The following is a 19,472-nucleotide window of genomic DNA, read 5'->3' on the forward strand; positions in this document are numbered from 1 at the left end:
ATACTTTAATTGGAGAGTAGGGGAAATGAATGGAACGCAGTTTATCAATGGAGCTTGTACGTGTCACTGAGGCAGCTGCACTAGCTTGTGGACGTTGGATGGGACGAGATAATAAAGAAGAGGCGGACCGTGCTGCAACAGAAGCGATGCGAGATGTATTTGACACGATCCCAATGAAAGGGACTGTTGTCATTGGAGAAGGAGAAATGGATGAGGCGCCAATGCTTTATATTGGTGAAAAACTAGGAAATGGTTATGGACCGCGTGTGGATGTAGCAGTTGACCCGCTTGAAGGAACAAATATCGTTGCCTCAGGACAATGGAATGCGTTAGCAGTGCTTGCGGTGGCTGATCATGGACAATTTCTTCATGCACCTGACATGTATATGAATAAACTTGCCATTGGACCTGAAGCGGTTGGCAACGTTGACATTGATGCGCCTGTCATTGACAATTTAAAGGCGGTTGCGCGAGCGAAAAACAAAGATGTAGAAGACTTGGTCGTGGTCATTTTGAATCGCGAGCGTCATGAGAAATTAATTCATGATGTGCGTCAAGCAGGTGCACGTATTAAGCTGTTACAAGATGGGGATGTGGCTGCAGCGGTGAATACGGCTTTTGACGATACAGGCGTGGATTTGTTAATGGGATCAGGTGGCGCGCCAGAAGGGGTCATTGCTGCAGCAGGATTAAAGTGTTTAGGTGGCGAACTACAAGGAAGGTTACTTCCACAGTCTGATGAAGAAATAAGACGTTGCGCCAACATGGGTATTGCTGATGTTAACAAGTTATTTCGAATGGAGGACTTGGTTGGTGGTGATGACTGTATTTTCGCAGCAACAGGCGTTACGGATGGCGAGCTCTTGACAGGTGTACGTTATAAAGGAACAAAAGCAATGACACAATCCATTGTTATGCGAGCGAAATCTGGCACAGTCCGATTTGTCGATGGGACACATAGTATGAAAAAGAAACCTCAGTTAGTGATCCGTCCATAAATTTTATGTCAAAAGTGAATGAGTCTACTTGTAGGTCTATCATAGTGGGGCAATCGTGCCCCACTCATTTTTTAGATTGATTATTTTGAGCTGCTATGGGTAAAATAATTATAACTTCTTTTCCAACCGATGTCCTAGTAGCAGTCTTTTGACGTTTCTCTTCTATGAATCTGCCATTTATTTTACATACTGGAAATAACAGTGTACTCGTTGTATACTAATATTGAGTAGAAAACATGACGATGCGACAAATATAAAAAGAGAAGAGTGGTGCTGCAATGAGCATAAAAATTGCTGACTTAGAAAACATGACCTTAAAGGAACTTTACGAGCAAGCAAAACGATACAAAGTTTTAAATTACAGCAAGTTGACGAAAAGAGAACTGATTTTTGCGATGTTAAAGGCACAAGCAGAGCAAGACGGGCTATTGTTCATGGAAGGCGTACTCGACATCATTCCGGGTGAAGGGTTTGGCTTTTTACGGCCAATTAATTATTTACCTAGCACAGAAGATATTTACATTTCCGTTTCGCAAATTCGGCGCTTTGACTTGCGCAGCGGTGATAAGGTTTCGGGCAAGGTGCGCCCACCAAAAGAGAATGAACGTTACCATGGGTTGTTACAAGTAGAAGCCGTCAACGGTGAGTCTCCAGAAACATCCCGAGAACGTCCCCACTTTCCAGCACTTACACCTTTGTACCCAGATCAAAAAATTGAGTTAGAAACTGAACCAAGCCGTGTGTCTTCGCGTGTAATTGATATGGTTTCGCCTGTCGGATTTGGCCAGCGCGGTTTAATTGTTGCGCCACCAAAAGCAGGGAAGACATCACTCATGAAAGAAGTCGCTAATAGTATTGCGGAAAACCATCCTCACGTAGAGTTAATTGTGCTTTTAATTGACGAGCGTCCCGAGGAAGTGACCGACATGGAACGTTCTATCAAAGGAGAAGTAGTTAGCTCCACATTTGATGAAGTACCAGAAAATCATATTAAAGTGGCTGAACTCGTGTTAGACCGGGCGATGCGCTTGGTCGAGCATAAAAAAGACGTCGTTATTTTGATGGACTCCATTACGCGCCTTGCGCGTGCGTACAACTTAGTCATTCCCCCAAGTGGACGAACGCTTTCAGGCGGAATTGATCCTGCTGCTTTTCATCGTCCGAAACGTTTCTTTGGGGCGGCACGTAACATTGAAGAAGGTGGGAGTTTGACCGTTCTCGCAACAGCACTTGTAGACACGGGTTCACGGATGGATGATGTCATTTATGAAGAATTTAAAGGGACTGGCAATATGGAGTTACATCTAGACCGCCGTCTCGCGGAGCGCCGTATTTTCCCTGCAATTGATATTCGCCGTTCTGGTACGAGAAAAGAAGAACTACTCATGACTAAAGAGCAGCTTGAGCAGCTGTGGACGATTCGTCGAACAATGAATGAGTCGGCTGATTTTGTAGAGCAGTTCATTCGTCGTATTCGTGAAACAAAAACAAATGCCGAGTTTTTTGAAGCGATGGCAAAAGAGATGGCTGGGAAATCAGAGAGGGTATTGAAATAGTTATGAAGCATGTTTATCGCGCTAAAAAGAGTGGGGGGATTATCGCAGCATTGGTCTGTGCTGTGTTTCCAATGATATTGGTTATCATCATGATGGTGTCATTTGTTAAGCTATCTTCCATGCTACTATTGCTACTCGCGCTCTTCTTAATTTTGATGACATGGTGGTTTGTCAGAGGGATGTCTTATGTATTAACAGAAAGTGCTATCATTGTGAAGTGCTGGCCTTTTCGCTGGAAAATTCCTTATGCACATATCACCGCGGTAACCCCAATCAAAGATCCTACGACAGGGTTTAAAGTGTTGCAAGCATTTGAGGGGATCGAGATTTTTTATCAACATGGGCGCATGGACAGTGTTAAGATTGGTCCTAAGGAACAACAGCAGTTTCTAATGGCGTTAAAAGAAAAGAGTCCTGCGGTCGAAATAGCCGCTGTACTCCTTGATGAAGTGGTCATAAAAAACGGTTGCAATCGCCCGCGAAACTTGATATAATTTCGCTTATGTGAGGAAAACTCTGTTTCGCAAGATGCAGGGCAAAAGGAGTTGAAACAACATGAAAACAGAAATTCATCCAACATATCAAAAGGTCGTTTTTATGGATACAAGTACGGGCTTTAAGTTTTTGACAGGTTCAACACGTGGTTCTAGTGAAACGATTGAGTGGGAAGACGGTAATACGTACCCATTGATTAAAGTGGAGATTTCATCTGATTCACACCCATTCTACACTGGGAAACAGAAGCTTGCTGATGCTGGTGGGCGTGTAGACCGTTTCAAAAAGAAATACAATCTTTAAGCGCGATTGCTTTTGCATATTGAGAACAGGCAGAGAACATTTTGCCTGTTTTTTTATGTATACTAGTGCTAGCTGGGGGGAGAAGATTGGCGCAACTATTTTTTAAATATGGGGCAATGAATAGCGGTAAGTCGATTGAAATTTTAAAGGTCGCTCATAATTATGAGGAGCAGCATAAACGGGTGTTATTGTTTACGTCAGCTATAGACACGCGGGATGAAGTAGGATATGTTTCGAGTCGAATTGGTTTACGGCGAAAGGTCATCCCGATTTTTCCCGATACCGATATTTTTGCTGCGGTTGAAAGCAGTGATGAAAAGCCCTATTGTGTGCTCATTGATGAGGTGCAATTTTTACATAAAGAACATGTGTTACAGCTTGCAGCGATTGTTGATAGACTTGATATCCCGGTAATGGGATTTGGGTTAAAAAATGACTTTCAAAACGAGATGTTTGAAGGCAGTAAATATATGTTGACATATGCAGATAAAATTGAGGAGATGAAAACGATCTGCTGGTTTTGTCATAAAAAAGCCATTATGAATCTGCGAGTCGATGACGATGGACAGCCTGTTTATACAGGGGAGCAAATTAAAATTGGCGGCAATGATTTATATTACCCTGTCTGTCGAAAATGTCATGCGGCGCCACCGCTCCGTATAAAATCATAACGTTTCCTGATTTCTGGGTATGCTATAAGTGCCGAATTACGGCGAGCATGTCTAGGGGGGACACGATGAAGAAGATAGTGGGATGTTTATTAGCAGCAGTGATTGGTTTAAGTGGCTGTGTCACACAAGCAGATGCCGACCGGATCAACCATGATCGGTTGACCGGCCAAGGGGCATTTGGGCCTGGCCCGCTCAACTTTGAGCATATGAAAGATGAATGGCATGATCCACGCTTGACGAACACGGGCACAAGCTATAAAACACCGACTTAAATGGCGCCCAAGTGTATGTCAAAGTGTATCCAAAAGCGGATTGGGATGAGCAAGAGACAAAGCAACAAATGCGACAACTGGATCGTACGTTGAAGCAAGTCGTTCCACGCTATGATGTGCACGTAAGACGGTAAAAGAAGTAGGACCTAGGCAACGTACTCATCTTGCCCGAGGTCCTGCTTTTACTTGCGTCTTCTAGCCGTTTGTTGGAGCGGATCCCATACCGTGTTAAAAGGTGGGGCATAACTGAGATCAAGTGTCTCTATTGTTTCCATTGTTGCACCGTGGTGAAGTGCGGTCGCAAGGACATCGACGCGTTTGTCAACACCAGCGGTTCCGAGGAATTCTCCGCCTAATATTCGTTCCGTTGTCGCGTCATAATGAAGACGGATTGAAATTGGTTTGTGACCTGGATAATAGGGGGCAATGTGCGGTAAGGTGGCTTCAACACTTTGGTAGTCATAAGCTTTATCGTCTAATTCTTTTGTAGATAGTCCGCTGCGCCCAACCACAAGGTCAAAAAACTGATAAATTTGGGTACCAACAATACCTGAAAACGATTTGTGTACCCCGCACATATTTAACCCAGCAACACGTCCTTGCTTATTTGCGTGCGTACCGAGTGGAAAATAGGTTGCACGCTCACTGACGCGATGAAATTGGGTAGCACAATCTCCTGCGGCGTAAACGTGTGGGATATTCGTTTGCATGTATGGATCAACACGAACAGCACCACTCTTATGTAAGGTAACACGGGTGTTTTTTAAAAATGTGGTGTTCGGACGGATACCAACCGCAATAATGACTTGATCGGTTTCGATCTGTTGGGCATTTGTATGAACGGTTGTGACGAGACGAGCTTCATTGCCACTAAAACCAGTTACTTGCTCATTTAAAATGACGCGAATCCCTTCTGAACGAGCTTTATTATAAAGTTGCTCATTCATATCTTTACTCAGGTCAGAGACAAGTTGGTGGGATCGTTGGATTAAGATGACATCATGCTGCTTCTTTCTTAAGTTTTCAGCCACTTCAAGGCCAATCGCGCCGGCCCCAATGACAGTAATCGTTTGTTGTTTTCGTTTAAGCGCTCCGGCGATCTTTTGTGCGTCATCAATTGTTTTTAAAGTATGAATGCCTGTGAGGGTCGTATTATCCCAATCAGGGATAATAGGGCTTGCACCAGAAGCAATGAGTAGACGGTCAAAGGCAATAGAGAAATTCTCCCCGGAAACCGTTTTATTGACGGTGTCAACTGCTTGCACATCATGATTTGTCCGCGCGTCAATGCGGTATTTTGTCCGGTACGTGTTTGCGTCGCGGGCTACAAGTTTGTCTATAGATGAAATAGCTCCGCCAAGCCAGTATGGTAAGCCACATTGCGCGTAAGAGTAATGCTCACCACGTTCTAGCACAGTGATTTCGGCATCTTGCTGGTGTCTAAAAATTTGCATCGCCGCACTCATGCCAGCTGCGTCGCCACCAATAATTACATATTTCATGTGTATGTCCTCCTCCCTCTGTTCCATTATACCCGAAAGCAGTGAGCAAAAAACGTGGCAGGCCCCCTGTCATTGACCATGTCACGCATCGTGTACTATAATAACAGAAAAGAGATGGCGATTGATAATGAGGTGAAGTGGTGTTAGATCGATTACAAGCAGTAGAGGATCGTTATGACTATTTAAACGAGCAGTTAAGTGATCCTGCTGTCATTAGCGATGCGAAAAAGTTACGTGAGTACTCTAAGGAGCAAGCTGACATAGAAGAAACCGTTCAAGCCTACCGTACGTATAAAGAAGTGACCAAACAGTATGAAGACGCCAAGGCGATGCTGGCAGAGAAACTTGATGCGGAAATGCATGAGATGGTGAAAGAAGAGCTGAGTGAGCTCGGGGGACAGCGTGAAGCATTAAGTGCGCAGTTGAAAGTATTACTTTTGCCGAAAGACCCGAACGATGATAAGAACGTGATTATTGAGATTCGTGGTGCGGCCGGTGGCGATGAAGCGCAACTGTTTGCCGGAGACTTGTACAAAATGTACCATCGCTATGCGGAAGCGCAAGGATGGAAAATTGAAGTCATTGAAGCGAATGCAACGGAGCTTGGTGGCTATAAAGAAATTATTTTTATGGTTAATGGAAAAGGGGCCTATTCAAAATTAAAGTATGAAAATGGTGCTCATCGTGTACAACGCGTGCCGCAAACGGAGTCCGGCGGTCGTATTCATACATCTACAGCAACTGTCGCTGTTCTTCCTGAAGCAGAAGAAGTGGAGATTGATATTCATGAAAAAGATATTCGGGTAGACACGTTTGCCTCAAGTGGACCGGGTGGGCAAAGTGTAAACACTACGATGTCAGCTGTTCGTTTAACGCATTTACCAACGAATACAGTCGTTTCTTGTCAAGACGAGAAATCGCAAATTAAAAATAAAGACAAAGCAATGAAAGTGCTTCGTGCGCGCATTTTTGATAAAGTGCAACAAGAAGCAGAAGCAGAATATGCAGCAACCCGGAAACTCGCTGTTGGAACGGGGGACCGCTCCGAACGAATTCGTACGTACAATTTCCCACAAAGTCGGGTAACGGATCATCGCATCGGGTTAACGTTGCAAAAGTTGGAACAAATTTTGCAAGGGAAGCTTGATGAAGTCATTGATGCCCTTGTTGTTGCTGATCAAGCTGAGGCGATGAATAAGGCGGAACAAGGATGACGGTCCGTATTTACGAAGCTCTTAATTGGGCTTCTTCTTTTTTAAAGTCGAACACTTTAGAGGAGCCGGCGGGGGAATGGCTGCTTCTGCATCATACAAAATATAGTCGCGCTCAGTTGTTGTCGCGCTTGCATGAGCTACTTCCAGAAACAACTTGGCAGGCGTTCCAAGCGGATGTTAAGACGCTTCAAACAGGGATACCCGTGCAATATATTCTTGGTTATGAACAATTTTATGGGCGAACCTTTGCGGTCAATCAAGATGTACTCATTCCGCGACCAGAGACCGAGGAGTTAATTGTGCATGTGTTGCAACGAATGCCCAGCCGTCCGCTCAAAGTGCTCGACGTCGGTACAGGAAGTGGTGTGATTGCGACAACATTAAAGTTGGAACGGCCTGATTGTGAAATCACCGCAATTGATATATCAGACAGCGCTTTACACGTAGCGAAGGAGAATGCAAAGAACCTTGGCGCAGATGTCCGGTTTCTCAGTGGTGATTTAGTCGCGCCGGTGATTGGCCAACAATTTGATGTGATCGTTTCTAATCCACCTTACATTGCAACAGGAGAAAAAGAATACCTAGCCACCCAAGTAAAAGATTTTGAGCCAGAGACAGCATTATTTGCCGGTCAAGATGGTCTTGACGTTTATCGTCGCCTTGCGAGTGAGCTTCAAGCAGTGACAAAGCCTTCATTTCTCATTGCATTAGAAATTGGTGCAAACCAAGGAGAGCAAGTGAAACGATTGTTTGCCGCCACGTTTCAAGCAGCTGCCATTGATATTGTGTATGATATTAATGGCAAAGATCGGATTGTGTTGATTAACGGTGCAATCAATCAATAAAACTGTCGAACGATTTCTCGTTTAAACACCGTCCTCACTGTTCAGACTGATGGATGAGAGGACGGTGCAAACGATGAAACCAAGAGCAATCATTTATTTATTCATTTCTTTATGTGTGACATTAATGAGCTGGGAAGCACAAAATGCCCAGGCAGAGAGAGCTTTTCATGAAGAAGTATCAGCGGAAGAAGCGATCCGTTTACGCATTTTAGCGGACAGTGATTCGATTGCGGATCAAGCAGTGAAACGGGAGATTCGTGATGAAGTCAATGTAGAAGTGACGAAATGGGTAGATGACTTAACAGATATGAAAGAAGCGGAAGCAATCATGGAGAGTCGTCTAGATGAAATTGAAGAGATTGTAGCAGCAGTGTTAGCACGTCGGGACCTTGAGCAAACATATACCGTCTCCCTTGAGGAAACGCAATTCCCAACGAAGCTGTATGGTAATATGGTTTACCCTGCTGGAATATATAAAGCATTGCTCATCACATTAGGTGAAGGACAAGGTGAGAATTGGTGGTGTGTACTATTTCCACCACTATGTTTTGTAGATATGGAACATGGTGAAGCGGTGGAACAAGCGGAAGATACGGAGGAGACAGAAGAGCTACAAGAAGAAGTGCAACAAGAAGAGGTGGAAACGTCATTTTTCTTTGTCGATTTCTTCACGTCACTTTGGGAGCAACTATTTGGATAGTGCTATTTGCGTAACTGTGATCATACGTTATCAATAGTGTAGTGAAAAGGAGGACGTATGATGGGGATGGCTGTGAGGAAAATGGAAGAGACAGACTTGCTAGCTGTACAAGCAATGCTGGCACGTGCGCGTGTAGAAACAAAAATTGAGCAAAAGGCTTGCGATCAATTTGTTGTCATTGAAAATGAAGAAGGCACACTGGTTGGTACAGTCGGTTTAGAGAAAACGGGAACATACGGTTTGTTACGTACGCTCGTTCTTGATGCAGAAAAAACATATCCGGCAATGATGATTGAGTTTTTGCAAGTATGTATTGCTTACGCACAAGCTGAAGGAGTAGAAACCTTGTTTGCGGTGAGCGCGGGAGAAATGGCATTACTTTCGGCACTTGGTTTTACAAAGGTGACACGAGAAATGTTGCCAACAGAGATTGCACAATTAGATCATTATCAACAAGTAACACAGACGGAAGATGCCACGACGTGGTGTTACAGTTGTTCACCAGAGTAAGAAACACGAACAGTTTGTGAGAATGTGTGGATGTGTGGATAAAAAACTAGCATCGTGGACTCATATATGAGGAAAAGCTGAGTATATCAACTTATGAACAGGTTATCCACAGTCTGTGGGTAATCTTTTTTCTCCGGTATATCTTTACTTATACCATTGCCGTCTAACGTTAAAACGACTGATACATAAGGGATTTAATCATATGGATGCAAGCGGTAAACATGAAAAAGAAGAGGCGAACAGTTGTGAGTTATAAACAAACGAAAGTATGGACTGTGGATATAAGTCAAAAGCATATCGCACAAAGCGCAGCAATAAAGGAAGCTGCTTTGTGGATAAGAGAAGGAAAGACGGTTGCGTTCCCGACAGAAACAGTGTATGGCCTCGGAGCGAATGCTTTGTCCGAGGTCGCAGTCGCAAACATTTTTATGGCAAAAGGTCGTCCAAGTGATAACCCCCTTATTGTACACATTGGTGATAAGAAACAATTAACGAATTTGGTGACTAAAGTGCCATCGCATGCCACACAACTTATGGAAGCATTTTGGCCAGGAGCGTTAACACTGATCTTACATTCAAAAGAGATTGTCGCTAAAAATGTGTCTGCTGGATTAAATACAATTGCCGTACGCATGCCAGATCATCCTGTCGCATTGGCGCTACTACAAACGTCTGATGTGCCAGTAGCAGCGCCAAGCGCAAATTTATCGGGCCGACCATCGCCGACAAACGCTGCGCATGTGTTAGCGGATTTAAGCGGGGCGATTGATGGCATCGTTGATGCGGGTATAACAGGGATCGGTGTAGAATCGACCGTACTTGATGTGACGGGCACGCAACCGGTATTGTATCGCCCAGGTGGTGTGTCGCGAGAAGAAATTGAAGCGGTTGTCGGAAAGATTGATGTTGATCCATCTTTAAAGGGGCAGGTCGTTGTGCCAAAGTCTCCGGGCATGAAATATACCCATTATGCACCGAAAGCAAAAGTGGTGTTAGTGGATGAAGCAAGCGTGCTGAAATGTGAAGTAAAAGCGGCGCGGGCGCGTGGCGAACGTGTTGGAATCTTTGCGACACGTGGAGAAATAGACTATGAGGCCGACGTCATTATCAAAGGAAAAAGTTTGGCGCACGTAGCCCAAATGTTATACGCATCATTACGGCGCTTTGACGAGGAAAACGTCACGGTTATTTATGTGGAGACCGTTCCGGAAATAGGTATTGGCCTTGCCATCATGAATCGCCTCGAAAAAGCAGCTGGCGGACGGATGATTTTGAAAAAGTAGTCTCGTCCTTCAGGTACCGTCATATACTCAGGTGAGCACGTTCTTTCAAAAGGGTGTGATGACGTGGATGAGTTGATGACAATCGGACTGATGGCTGCAGCGTTAGGGATGGATGCTTTCTCATTAACGCTCGGAATGGGCATGCTAGGCTTAAAGGCTGGACAAGTTATTCGGATTGGGGCCGCAATTGGTGGGTTTCATGTTGCGATGCCGCTTGCGGGAATATTTATTGGGAAGTGGGTCACGTCCCGCTTTGACATGATCGCCTTGTATGTAGGTGGTGGATTGTTAGTTGTCATGGGTTTACAAATGATTTTAGCGTCCTTTTCAAAAAGTGGTGTGAATCAGTTACATCCATTTGGTTTTGGACTCTTTTTACTTGCGCTTGGTGTGAGCATCGATAGTTTCTCGATCGGTTTATCGCTTGGCATTTTAGGCGCAAAAACTTTGGTGACCGTAGCGTTAATCGGTTTCATGAGTATGATCCTTTCTTGGGGAGGTCTCATGCTAGGCAATCGATTTCATCGTTATATAGGTGTTTACAGTGAGCGGCTAGGTGGCTGCATTTTACTTGGATTCGGTCTGCAAATGATGTTGCCGCTGTGATTTAGCGGACGTGGTGATTTATGTTACACTAAAAGCATGAGTATAGGATGGAAGGTGGAAACAATGAAAAAACGCATTTTATTTGTTTGCACAGGAAATACATGCCGTTCACCGTTGGCAGCGGCTTTTTTACAGAAACTATCAGATGCATACGAAGTCCAATCGGCAGGGGTGTTTGCGCAAGACGGCAGCCCGATGTCAGACGGCTCACAACATGTCCTCCAAAAACGCGGGATCACGTGTGATCACGAAGCGCAATTAGTGACCACGGCACTTGTGGACTGGGCTGACCTTATTTTAACGATGTCACATAACCATAAGGTTTACTTGCAGAGTCAGTATATAGATGTCAATGATATTTTCACGTTAAAAGAATTCATTGGTGCTGACCAGTTGGATATTGCTGATCCGTTTGGACAAGCTGCGTCTGTTTATGAAGAAACGGCTTTAGAAATTGAAGAAGCATTAAAGCAATTTATTGAAAAAGATAACGGGGAAAATACGTAAGGTCTCCGGATGAGTAAAGTGGAGACCTGCGTACATATTACAGCGTGTAAATGGTGTGAAGGCGATAAGCAATTTGTTCCAAGCCAATGAGGCATTCAAATGCATCTTCTTCCTCAGCGCTAATATAGAAATGTTTGATTTCAAGTTCTATATCATGATAATCCTCTAACTCCCCTAATAATTGCATTTTCCACTTTTGATTGTCGTAGTTTGTTTGAAATGTATCCATCTTCGCGCGGACTGTCATCCATTCTTCTTTCTCTACGTGCTGTTTCATCTCGGTGACTGCTGTAAACAGTGCTTCGTCTCTGTCTGTTTTAAATAGATCGCCGACATTGCAGCCAGATAAGAATAAGATGAGGAAAAGCGCGCCAAGTAAGTAGCGAGTTTTTTTCAAAATCATCCCCCTCATTTTCTGTGTGCATGCTTTCTGTTAGTTTGCCCAATAATAAGCGAAAATCATTCGTTTTTTAGAGACGAGGAGGATTGTATGACGGACTTAGGCCACGTGTTTATCCGAGGTGCGATAGGTTTCTTATTGTTGTTTTTGTTAGCACGGTTAATGGGCAAAAAGCATATTACCGATATGACGTATTATGAATACATCGTTGGGATTGCAATCGGTAGTCTTGCGGCGGAGATGACGTTTAGTCCCCATGTGCGTATGTCGAACTTTGTTTTCGGTATGTTTATTTGGGCATTATTTCCGATGATTACATCGAAATTGGAGCTGAAATCGTTCCTATTTCGGACAATCGCAGAGGGAAAACCAACGGTATTAATTGAAAACGGCAAGATTAACGAGGCGAACTTACGGAAAGAAGAACTGACTGTGGATGAGCTGATGATCCATTTACGGCAAAATGGTGTATTTAAATTGGCTGATGTTGAATCGGCTGTCATGGAAAAGAGTGGCCTCGTCAGTGTGATGAAGAAGAGTGATGTTGCGCCGTTAACACCGAAAGATGCAGGAATTGTTGTTGCGCAGGAGCACCAACCACAAGTTGTCATTGTTGATGGTAATGTGATGGAAAAAAGCTTGCAACAATATGGGTATACGAAAGAATGGCTACGTGCAGAAGTGGCAAAGCAAGGCGCAAATGATTTCTCTGACGTTTTTTTAGCGCAAATAGATTCGACTGGCGCAGTGTATGTAGATTTATACAATGACAAACAACATGTAGACGCACCAAAAGTAACAAAGAAATTGCTTGTTGTGGCGCAAATGAAACAGCTACAGGCAGATTTACGTCAATTCGCGATGCAAACAAAACAAACCGCCGCAAAAGAGGTATTTCAAAAGCAAGCGACACAAATAGATAAGTGGATCAAGGAGTTGTCCCCACATATTGTTGAGCCACCCGGATAAGAAATAGGTGGCTTTTCTAATGCTGTTTAAGGACACTTTTTGCCATGCAGTGCGAGAAGGGCCGGTGCGAGAGCAACCATTCGTCGAAACAATCAACCGCACTGTTTTGGATGTGATCTTCGTGCAGTAATTCGCTGACGATATACGGTGTAGCGCTTGTCCGTTTACAAAACTGCCTGATCGTCGTCGCAATGAGCACCGCTTTCCCGTCGATCGCCTCGAAATCAACAGGGTGGTCAGGCGCAAAAATTGAAACAGATCGTGCCTGACAAACACGTGCTTTCTTTAAGGTCTCTTCATCGGTAGCGCGCCCCTGGATGTGATGCACGTGTGGATGTTGATAAGGCAATTGTTTGAGTTGATCTATGACGACAATATGTAATGACTCGTCTTGTGCTAATAATGTCTCCAACGTTACCGCGGTTTTTTGTGACCACGTAATCATAACGATGTGATCTTTGACATGGGCGCCCACATGATGGCCTCCTTTCTTCTTCTCATATGTTGTAATGAAATCAATCCATTTTGCAATCATGACAGCAAATAAACCGACACCGACAAGGTAAATGACCATCGTGTACAGTTTCGCGCCAACCGTTTCTGGCGCGTGATCGCCATAGCCAATTTGCGAGACAGTTGTCATGACAAACCAAAAGCTATTAAACGGATCTTTAAACTGTTTCGGATCTAGATACAAGAGAATAAATGCACTAACGATCAGAAAAACAATGCCAAGGAGAATGACTTTCCAATGAGAGACATCAATGGCGCGCCGGAGCACGCGTTTGACGAGGCTGATGATCATAGGTGGTTCGATCCTCCTTGTGGGTAGATAGTTTTTTGGGTAGTGTTTGTTTCTAGGGAGGGGAGTATGCATAGAGATTGTTGATAGGGCTGCTATACGAGGAGACAAGTTAGGTCAAAATGATCTTACATAATATGTAGCACTATGTATTTAATTATTGTTTTAACACAAATAAAAAGATTTATAAAACATATATTTGCCCCTAGCAAACCGCTGTTATATTTCTTTAGTAAACCCTCTCCCCAAAAATCATCAACAAACCCTAAAATTTTTCATCCGATTTTACCTCTACCAATTAACCAACAACTTAAATTAAAATGAAATAGTCGATGTATTTCATGAGTTGAGTCGGAGGTGTGTGTGTATGATGGAAAAATTGACAGCAAAGGAAATGGAAGTGGCAATTTTTGTAGCAAAAGGCTATAAAAATGAAGATATTGTCGAAGAAATACATGTGTCTCGACGGCGTGTGAATGCAATCATTGCAAATATTAAGCTTAAATGGTGTGTGGAATCACGCGTAGAGATTGGTGTACTTGCTTATCATTTTGGGTTATATACACTTGATCGACTGGATTTGCCTTCACCTAAGCGGATAATTTATTGAAAAAATAGTTTGATTTTAAGATGTATTGATTTCCATGATACCTCGAATGAGTGCACTGAAAGTGACTTATTCGGGTTATTTTTCGTATTTTCCTGAAGTATATAGCTAATTATACACTTTTCCTTTTGGACTTAGGCTTGCTTTTATGGTAATCTAAAAGAGAAAATGCTAAATATGTAGAATAATAGTCATTCATGTCAGGGGGGTCATCTATGTCTGTAAGTATTGGTCAACGGATTTCACAATTGCGAAAGCAGCAAAAGATGACGCAAAAGGCTTTAGCTGATTGCTATTTTTCGTCTACGTATGTCAGTCAAGTTGAAAATAATCAGAAGGAACCGTCGGAGAAGTTTCTCATCCATATTTGCAAACGCTTAAACGTATCGCTTGATGATTTGCTTGATAAGGATCTTCAAGTATGTGAAGAAGAGATTGAGACAATCGCTGCTCAATTTTGGGAACATCTGTCGTTGACTGAAACAGAGCGTGCATTTTTGCAACTACACGCATGTGAAAGTCATCGACCTGTTGTTTTAGTGAGGGTTTATGGGGTGTTGTTACGGGATTACGTCATTCGAGGCTTGATTGGAGATGCAGAACGTTTACATGTTCAAGCGCAAACGCTTTTACCAGCAGATCTGAAAGAGTTGGGAGACCAATTTGCGTGTATGGTCTATTACCATGCTTGTGGACAATTGTTCTTCTCGAAGCAAGACTTCGTTCAAGCAGATGTGTATATGACAAAAGCAGCGCAGTATTTACAGTGTCATGATGAATCGACAGCGACCTTGCGTTTATTATTTGATTTGAGTGCTGTGAAACAACGCATTCATAATGACATGTCGATACCGTTACAATATTCTTATCGTCTCTATGACATTTTGTCTCGGTCGGATGACAAGGTTCGTTTTGTTCATGCGGCCTTAAAAGTGGGGGCGCAACATCGATTATCAAGGTACTTTGAATACGCTGAAAAATTTTACAGAGAGGCCTATGATTGTGCAGCGCGCTTAAATGATGCGTATACACTTTCCTTTGTTTACTATCACTTAGGTTTACTTCATAAAGCGAAGGAAGAGTGGAAAGAGGCCAAAGCGTATATGTTGAAAAGTTTATTGTTACAACAAGAAACGGAAGTGGCAGAAAAGGAACGCGCCTATGTGTTAAAAGAACTATTGGTGATTGCAATGGAAGAAAAAGATTGGGAACAAGTTGATGATTATTTGTTAAAGGTGTCAGCCATTATTGATCAAAATCAAGAAGTATTAAATTACATGGATATAGAAGTTCAAGCAATAAAAGCAAAGCGTTTGTTATATCAAGGGGACGCTGTCACTTATGAAAGAGATATGGAAAGAATTCTTGATCATGCGATAAGTAAAAAGCAGTATAAATTGGTTTGTAGATTCGCAGAGCAACTAGGCAGATATTATCAAGAGAAACGCGCGTATAAAAAAGCAGCAAGATATTTGGTGTGTGCATGCGATTATCGGTATTGATACGATAGAGGAGGAACAAAATGACCGTAAAAAATGAGAAAAACAATCGCTGTATACTGATCGGAATAGTGACTCTCTTTATAACAGCAATAGGTGGAGCTATACTCTGGGGTGTGAAAAGTGGGAATGTGAGCGGTACATTTGCTATGTTGCTTCCCTATGTTTTCATTGCTGTGCTTGCATTTTTAGCAATATATTTTAGGAGTATTATCTTCTTTTTAGGGGCTGTAACGTTTGCTTTGCAGCACATTGGGGGTTCGCTAAATAAACCACTTGTCACGATAGATGACAATCCGTTATTGTTTGTCTTGACAATTTTATCATCTGTAATTATTGGGATAGGTATTTTCAAGGTTATACGGCTATTAAGCAGTAGACGAAAAGTTTAGGTAAAAGAATAAGGGAGATTGGCTAAAGCTTTTCATAAAACAAAACAATGCGTTCTCCCCGATCTCTCGTCTATGCTATAATCAATGTGAATGATGGATTTCTCAAAAAGGAGTGGTGCAGACGTGAAAGTAGCGATTGCCTCAGACCATGGCGGCAAACGTTTAAAAGACGAGTTGCTCAGTTTACTGGACGAGTTACACATTGCATATGAGGATTTTGGCTGTTCGTGTGAGACATCCGTTGATTATCCGGATTATGCATTACCGGTCGCTGAAAAAGTGGCGGCGGGCGTATTTGATCGTGGCATTTTAGTATGTGGGACAGGCATTGGAATGTCGATTGCGGCAAACAAAGTGAAAGGCATTCGCTGTGCGCTTGTTCATGATACATTTAGCGCCAAGGCGACCCGTCAGCACAATGATACAAATATGTTAGCACTAGGCGAGCGTGTCATTGGGCCGGGTCTGGCACGTGACATCGTAAAAATTTGGTTAGAAGAAGCATACGAAGGTGGTCGTCATGCTACGCGAGTTGGGAAAATTACCGCTTATGAGGTCCAGGAAGAGCAATGACCAAGATTCAAGAGGACTTGCGAACAGTACTTACGGCGTTTATGAAAGCGTGTCCTGTGTTATTAAAAGGGCGTATAGTTGTTGTTGGCGCGAGCACAAGTGAAGTTGCCGGCGCTCACATTGGCAAGCAAGGATCACTGGAGATTGCGGCAGAATTGTATGAGACGCTGACTTCTTTTGCGGCGGAACAAGAGGTCGCGCTGGCGTTTCAATGTTGTGAGCATTTAAACCGCGCACTTGTGCTGGAGCGCGTAGTTGCGCAGACCCGCTCGTGGCCAGAGGTTTCTGCAGTGCCAGCACGAGATGCGGGTGGCGCGCTAGCGACGTATGCGTATACGCACATGGATGCACCCGTGTTAGTGGAAGCGATTCAAGCCGATGCGGGCATTGATATCGGTGATACGCTCATTGGCATGCATTTAAAGCCAGTAGCTGTACCCGTTCGTGTACAACAAAAGATGGTCGGACAAGCACACGTGACATTAGCGTATACGCGTCCAAAGTTCATTGGTGGCGCACGCGCGTGTTATGAGTAAAGGAGTCATGGATCAACGTTCAGAAGAGGGCATCTGATCTCTGGCGAAGTTTTGTATTCTGGAATAGAGAGGGGCAAACAGGATGGAGCAAGTGAAACGGCATGATCCAGAAGTTTTTGCAGCAATCGCATCAGAATTAGGGAGACAGCGTGATCATCTTGAATTAATCGCTTCGGAGAATTTTGTTAGTGATGCCGTTATGGAAGCGCAAGGCTCAATATTAACAAATAAATATGCGGAAGGTTATCCACGACGTCGTTATTACGGTGGTTGTGAATATGTTGATATTGCTGAAGACTTGGCGCGTGACCGGGCGAAAGCTTTGTTTGGTGCATCTTATGTGAATGTCCAACCCCATTCAGGCGCACAGGCGAATATGGGGGTATACTTTACAGTTTTACAGCAAGGGGATACAGTGCTTGGGATGAACTTGTCACATGGCGGTCATTTGACGCATGGTAGTCCTGTGAACTTTAGTGGGATGCAGTACAACTTTGTGGAGTATGGTGTACGCGAAGATAATCAACGTATTGACTATGATGTTGTGCGCACACTTGCGCATAAACATCAACCAAAGCTAATTGTTGCTGGGGCGAGCGCGTATCCACGTGCAATTGACTTTAAAGTTTTCCGTGAGATCGCTGATGAAGTGGGTGCACTGCTCATGGTTGACATGGCGCATATTGCTGGTTTGGTAGCGGCAGGGCTGCACCAAAACCCTGTGCCATATGCTGACTTTGTGACAACAACCACGCATAAAACGTTGCGCGGACCACGTGGTGGGATGATTTTAGGGAATGAAAAAACAGCTGAGGCGTACGGGAAGAAATTGGATAAAGCGATTTTTCCGGGCATTCAAGGTGGACCACTCATGCATGTCATTGCGGCTAAAGCGGTTGCTTTTGGCGAAGCGTTGTCGCCTTCTTTCAAAGCGTACGGTGCGGCTGTGATTGCAAATGCACAGCGGTTAGGGGAGCGATTGCAAAAAAACGGAATTGACATCGTGTCTGGGGGAACGGACAATCATTTGTTGTTGCTAGATCTTCGCGGTCTTGGTCTAACCGGAAAAGTAGTAGAAAAAGTATTGGACGCTGTCGGCATGACAACGAATAAAAATACGATTCCGTATGATCCAGAAACCCCATTTGTAACAAGCGGCATTCGAATTGGTACCGCAGCGGTGACATCACGTGGATTGAAAGAAACGGACATGGATGAGATTGCTGATTTGATTGCGTTAACGTTAAAAAATCATACAGATGAGGCGGAGCTTGAGAACGTACGCGGACGCGTAGCAGCCTTAACAAAACAATTCCCTCTTTATCCAGGGATGATATAAGTACACAGAAAGGAACGGCGTCGTATACGTCCGTTTCTTTTTCTATGAAAAGCTTGGCGAATACTTGTTTTTCCGGTACACTCTAAAAGATAAGATATGGTTGAAGGAGCGTGACATGAGATGAGTACAGTTCATGTATTGGATCACCCATTAATTCAGCATAAACTTTCGTATATCCGTGATAAACGGACAGGCACGAAAGATTTTCGTGCACTGGTTGATGAAGTGGCAGCGTTAATGGCGTTTGAAGTAACCCGTGATTTACCTGTGGAAGAAGTAGAGGTGGAAACGCCGGTTGGGCCAGCGACAGTGAAGAAATTATCGGGGAAAAAATTAGGTCTCATCCCTATTTTACGTGCGGGTATTGGCATGTCTGAAGGGATATTACGTATGATTCCAGCAGCGCGTGTGGGACATGTAGGCTTGTATCGCGATCCAGAGACGTTACAGCCTCATGAGTACTACGTGAAACTCCCAAATGATGTCGAGGAGCGAGAGCTGCTTGTCATTGACCCGATGCTAGCGACAGGAGGTTCAGTCGTTGAAGCGATCAATAGCTTGAAAAAGCGTGGGGCAAAGAGTATGCGCCTTATTTGCCTTGTCGCGGCACCAGAGGGCGTGCGCTACGTACAAGAGGCGCATCCGGATGTCGACATTTATTTAGCAGCGCTAGATGAAAAATTAAATGAAAAAGGCTATATTGTACCCGGCTTAGGCGATGCGGGTGACCGGTTATTCGGGACGAAATAAAAATAGATGAGAAGAATGAAGTAACTGATGCTAACGTGTGTCAGTTGCTTTTTTATATGCACAACCTTATCCACATTTTTATGGATAATCAGTATCTACATGATATGAAAAGGTGAATTGTCCACGAATTTATGAGGTTATGC

Annotated in this window: 25 protein-coding genes; 22 read left to right on the forward strand and 3 right to left on the reverse strand. The window is 43.7% G+C overall.

All coding sequences use genetic code 11. The features are described from left to right. The first annotated feature begins 29 nt into the window (after positions 1-29). The 7 genes from glpX to NSQ26_RS12810 all read left to right on the forward strand — a co-directional run bounded on the left by glpX (position 30) and on the right by NSQ26_RS12810 (position 4,429). Positions 30-998, forward strand: coding sequence for a class II fructose-bisphosphatase (glpX, locus tag NSQ26_RS12780; RefSeq protein ID WP_090774678.1), 969 nt, complete (start codon positions 30-32; stop codon positions 996-998). Positions 999-1,276: 278 nt separating this feature from the next. Then, a complete protein-coding gene (rho, locus tag NSQ26_RS12785) occupies positions 1,277-2,554 on the forward strand; it encodes a transcription termination factor Rho (RefSeq protein ID WP_499718423.1) in 1,278 nt (425 codons plus the stop codon). 2 nt (positions 2,555-2,556) lie between these two features. Then, positions 2,557-3,048 carry a PH domain-containing protein gene (locus tag NSQ26_RS12790; protein ID WP_499718424.1) on the forward strand — a complete coding sequence of 164 codons (492 nt, stop codon included), beginning with the start codon at positions 2,557-2,559 and terminating at the stop codon, positions 3,046-3,048. Between the two features lie 61 nt (positions 3,049-3,109). Then, positions 3,110-3,352 carry a type B 50S ribosomal protein L31 gene (locus tag NSQ26_RS12795; RefSeq protein WP_090774681.1) on the forward strand — a complete coding sequence of 81 codons (243 nt, stop codon included), beginning with the start codon at positions 3,110-3,112 and terminating at the stop codon, positions 3,350-3,352. Positions 3,353-3,438: 86 nt separating this feature from the next. Then, positions 3,439-4,023, forward strand: a complete 585-nt coding sequence (locus NSQ26_RS12800; RefSeq protein ID WP_090774682.1) for a thymidine kinase — start codon at positions 3,439-3,441, stop codon at positions 4,021-4,023. 65 nt (positions 4,024-4,088) lie between these two features. Then, positions 4,089-4,295 carry a hypothetical protein gene (locus NSQ26_RS12805; protein WP_499718425.1) on the forward strand — a complete coding sequence of 69 codons (207 nt, stop codon included), beginning with the start codon at positions 4,089-4,091 and terminating at the stop codon, positions 4,293-4,295. Positions 4,296-4,306: 11 nt separating this feature from the next. Then, entirely contained in the window at positions 4,307-4,429 is a 123-nt protein-coding gene (locus NSQ26_RS12810) for a hypothetical protein (RefSeq protein ID WP_499718426.1), read from the forward strand. Positions 4,430-4,477: 48 nt separating this feature from the next. Here the strand turns inward: NSQ26_RS12810 and NSQ26_RS12815 are convergent, their stop codons facing one another. Next, complete coding sequence (locus NSQ26_RS12815; RefSeq protein ID WP_499718427.1) at positions 4,478-5,797, reverse strand: FAD-dependent oxidoreductase; 1,320 nt, start codon at positions 5,795-5,797, stop codon at positions 4,478-4,480. A gap of 140 nt (positions 5,798-5,937) precedes the next feature. On the opposite strand from NSQ26_RS12815, the gene prfA reads away from it, so the two are divergent. The 7 genes from prfA to NSQ26_RS12850 all read left to right on the forward strand — a co-directional run bounded on the left by prfA (position 5,938) and on the right by NSQ26_RS12850 (position 11,462). Then, positions 5,938-7,011 (forward strand): peptide chain release factor 1, encoded by a 1,074-nt coding sequence (prfA, locus tag NSQ26_RS12820; RefSeq protein WP_090774685.1) that lies wholly within the window; start codon positions 5,938-5,940, stop codon positions 7,009-7,011. Beyond that, a complete protein-coding gene (prmC, locus tag NSQ26_RS12825) occupies positions 7,008-7,856 on the forward strand; it encodes a peptide chain release factor N(5)-glutamine methyltransferase (protein ID WP_499718428.1) in 849 nt (282 codons plus the stop codon). Before prfA ends, prmC begins: the two co-directional genes overlap by 4 nt. Before the next feature lie 73 nt (positions 7,857-7,929). After that, entirely contained in the window at positions 7,930-8,556 is a 627-nt protein-coding gene (spoIIR, locus tag NSQ26_RS12830; protein WP_499718429.1) for a stage II sporulation protein R, read from the forward strand. 60 nt (positions 8,557-8,616) lie between these two features. Next, positions 8,617-9,066 (forward strand): hypothetical protein, encoded by a 450-nt coding sequence (locus NSQ26_RS12835; protein ID WP_090774688.1) that lies wholly within the window; start codon positions 8,617-8,619, stop codon positions 9,064-9,066. A 245-nt stretch (positions 9,067-9,311) separates the two neighbouring features. Continuing rightward, positions 9,312-10,349 carry an L-threonylcarbamoyladenylate synthase gene (locus NSQ26_RS12840; protein WP_499718430.1) on the forward strand — a complete coding sequence of 346 codons (1,038 nt, stop codon included), beginning with the start codon at positions 9,312-9,314 and terminating at the stop codon, positions 10,347-10,349. Between the two features lie 75 nt (positions 10,350-10,424). Further along, the gene (locus NSQ26_RS12845; RefSeq protein ID WP_499720073.1) at positions 10,425-10,955 is read left to right on the forward strand and encodes a manganese efflux pump MntP; all 531 of its coding nucleotides are present in this window, start codon (positions 10,425-10,427) and stop codon (positions 10,953-10,955) included. 63 nt (positions 10,956-11,018) lie between these two features. Next, the gene (locus NSQ26_RS12850; protein WP_499718431.1) at positions 11,019-11,462 is read left to right on the forward strand and encodes a low molecular weight protein arginine phosphatase; all 444 of its coding nucleotides are present in this window, start codon (positions 11,019-11,021) and stop codon (positions 11,460-11,462) included. A gap of 37 nt (positions 11,463-11,499) precedes the next feature. Here the strand turns inward: NSQ26_RS12850 and NSQ26_RS12855 are convergent, their stop codons facing one another. After that, entirely contained in the window at positions 11,500-11,859 is a 360-nt protein-coding gene (locus tag NSQ26_RS12855; protein ID WP_176763758.1) for a DUF4363 family protein, read from the reverse strand. A gap of 93 nt (positions 11,860-11,952) precedes the next feature. On the opposite strand from NSQ26_RS12855, the gene NSQ26_RS12860 reads away from it, so the two are divergent. Then, a complete protein-coding gene (locus NSQ26_RS12860) occupies positions 11,953-12,831 on the forward strand; it encodes a DUF421 domain-containing protein (RefSeq protein WP_499718432.1) in 879 nt (292 codons plus the stop codon). Between the two features lie 16 nt (positions 12,832-12,847). On the opposite strand, the gene NSQ26_RS12865 is transcribed toward NSQ26_RS12860, so the two are convergent. After that, positions 12,848-13,636 (reverse strand): potassium channel family protein, encoded by a 789-nt coding sequence (locus tag NSQ26_RS12865; protein ID WP_499718433.1) that lies wholly within the window; start codon positions 13,634-13,636, stop codon positions 12,848-12,850. A gap of 364 nt (positions 13,637-14,000) precedes the next feature. Between NSQ26_RS12865 and NSQ26_RS12870 the strand changes: the two genes are divergently transcribed. The 7 genes from NSQ26_RS12870 to upp all read left to right on the forward strand — a co-directional run bounded on the left by NSQ26_RS12870 (position 14,001) and on the right by upp (position 19,329). Then, a complete protein-coding gene (locus tag NSQ26_RS12870; RefSeq protein ID WP_090774693.1) occupies positions 14,001-14,243 on the forward strand; it encodes a LuxR C-terminal-related transcriptional regulator in 243 nt (80 codons plus the stop codon). A 212-nt stretch (positions 14,244-14,455) separates the two neighbouring features. Further along, a complete protein-coding gene (locus tag NSQ26_RS12875) occupies positions 14,456-15,742 on the forward strand; it encodes a helix-turn-helix domain-containing protein (protein ID WP_499718434.1) in 1,287 nt (428 codons plus the stop codon). A gap of 20 nt (positions 15,743-15,762) precedes the next feature. Beyond that, a complete protein-coding gene (locus NSQ26_RS12880) occupies positions 15,763-16,131 on the forward strand; it encodes a hypothetical protein (protein WP_499718435.1) in 369 nt (122 codons plus the stop codon). A gap of 123 nt (positions 16,132-16,254) precedes the next feature. After that, positions 16,255-16,704, forward strand: a complete 450-nt coding sequence (gene rpiB / locus NSQ26_RS12885) for a ribose 5-phosphate isomerase B (RefSeq protein WP_499718436.1) — start codon at positions 16,255-16,257, stop codon at positions 16,702-16,704. Further along, entirely contained in the window at positions 16,701-17,240 is a 540-nt protein-coding gene (locus NSQ26_RS12890) for a TIGR01440 family protein (protein ID WP_499718437.1), read from the forward strand. The genes rpiB and NSQ26_RS12890 overlap by 4 nt, the downstream gene beginning before the upstream one ends. Before the next feature lie 82 nt (positions 17,241-17,322). Continuing rightward, positions 17,323-18,579 (forward strand): serine hydroxymethyltransferase, encoded by a 1,257-nt coding sequence (glyA, locus tag NSQ26_RS12895; RefSeq protein WP_499718438.1) that lies wholly within the window; start codon positions 17,323-17,325, stop codon positions 18,577-18,579. Between the two features lie 120 nt (positions 18,580-18,699). Beyond that, a complete protein-coding gene (gene upp, locus NSQ26_RS12900) occupies positions 18,700-19,329 on the forward strand; it encodes a uracil phosphoribosyltransferase (RefSeq protein WP_499718439.1) in 630 nt (209 codons plus the stop codon). Positions 19,330-19,472: the final 143 nt, after the last annotated feature.

Origin of the sequence: Bacillus sp. FSL W7-1360, from assembly GCF_038592975.1 — a bacterium.
Classification (GTDB): Bacteria; Bacillota; Bacilli; order Bacillales; family Bacillaceae_D; genus Shouchella; species Shouchella lonarensis.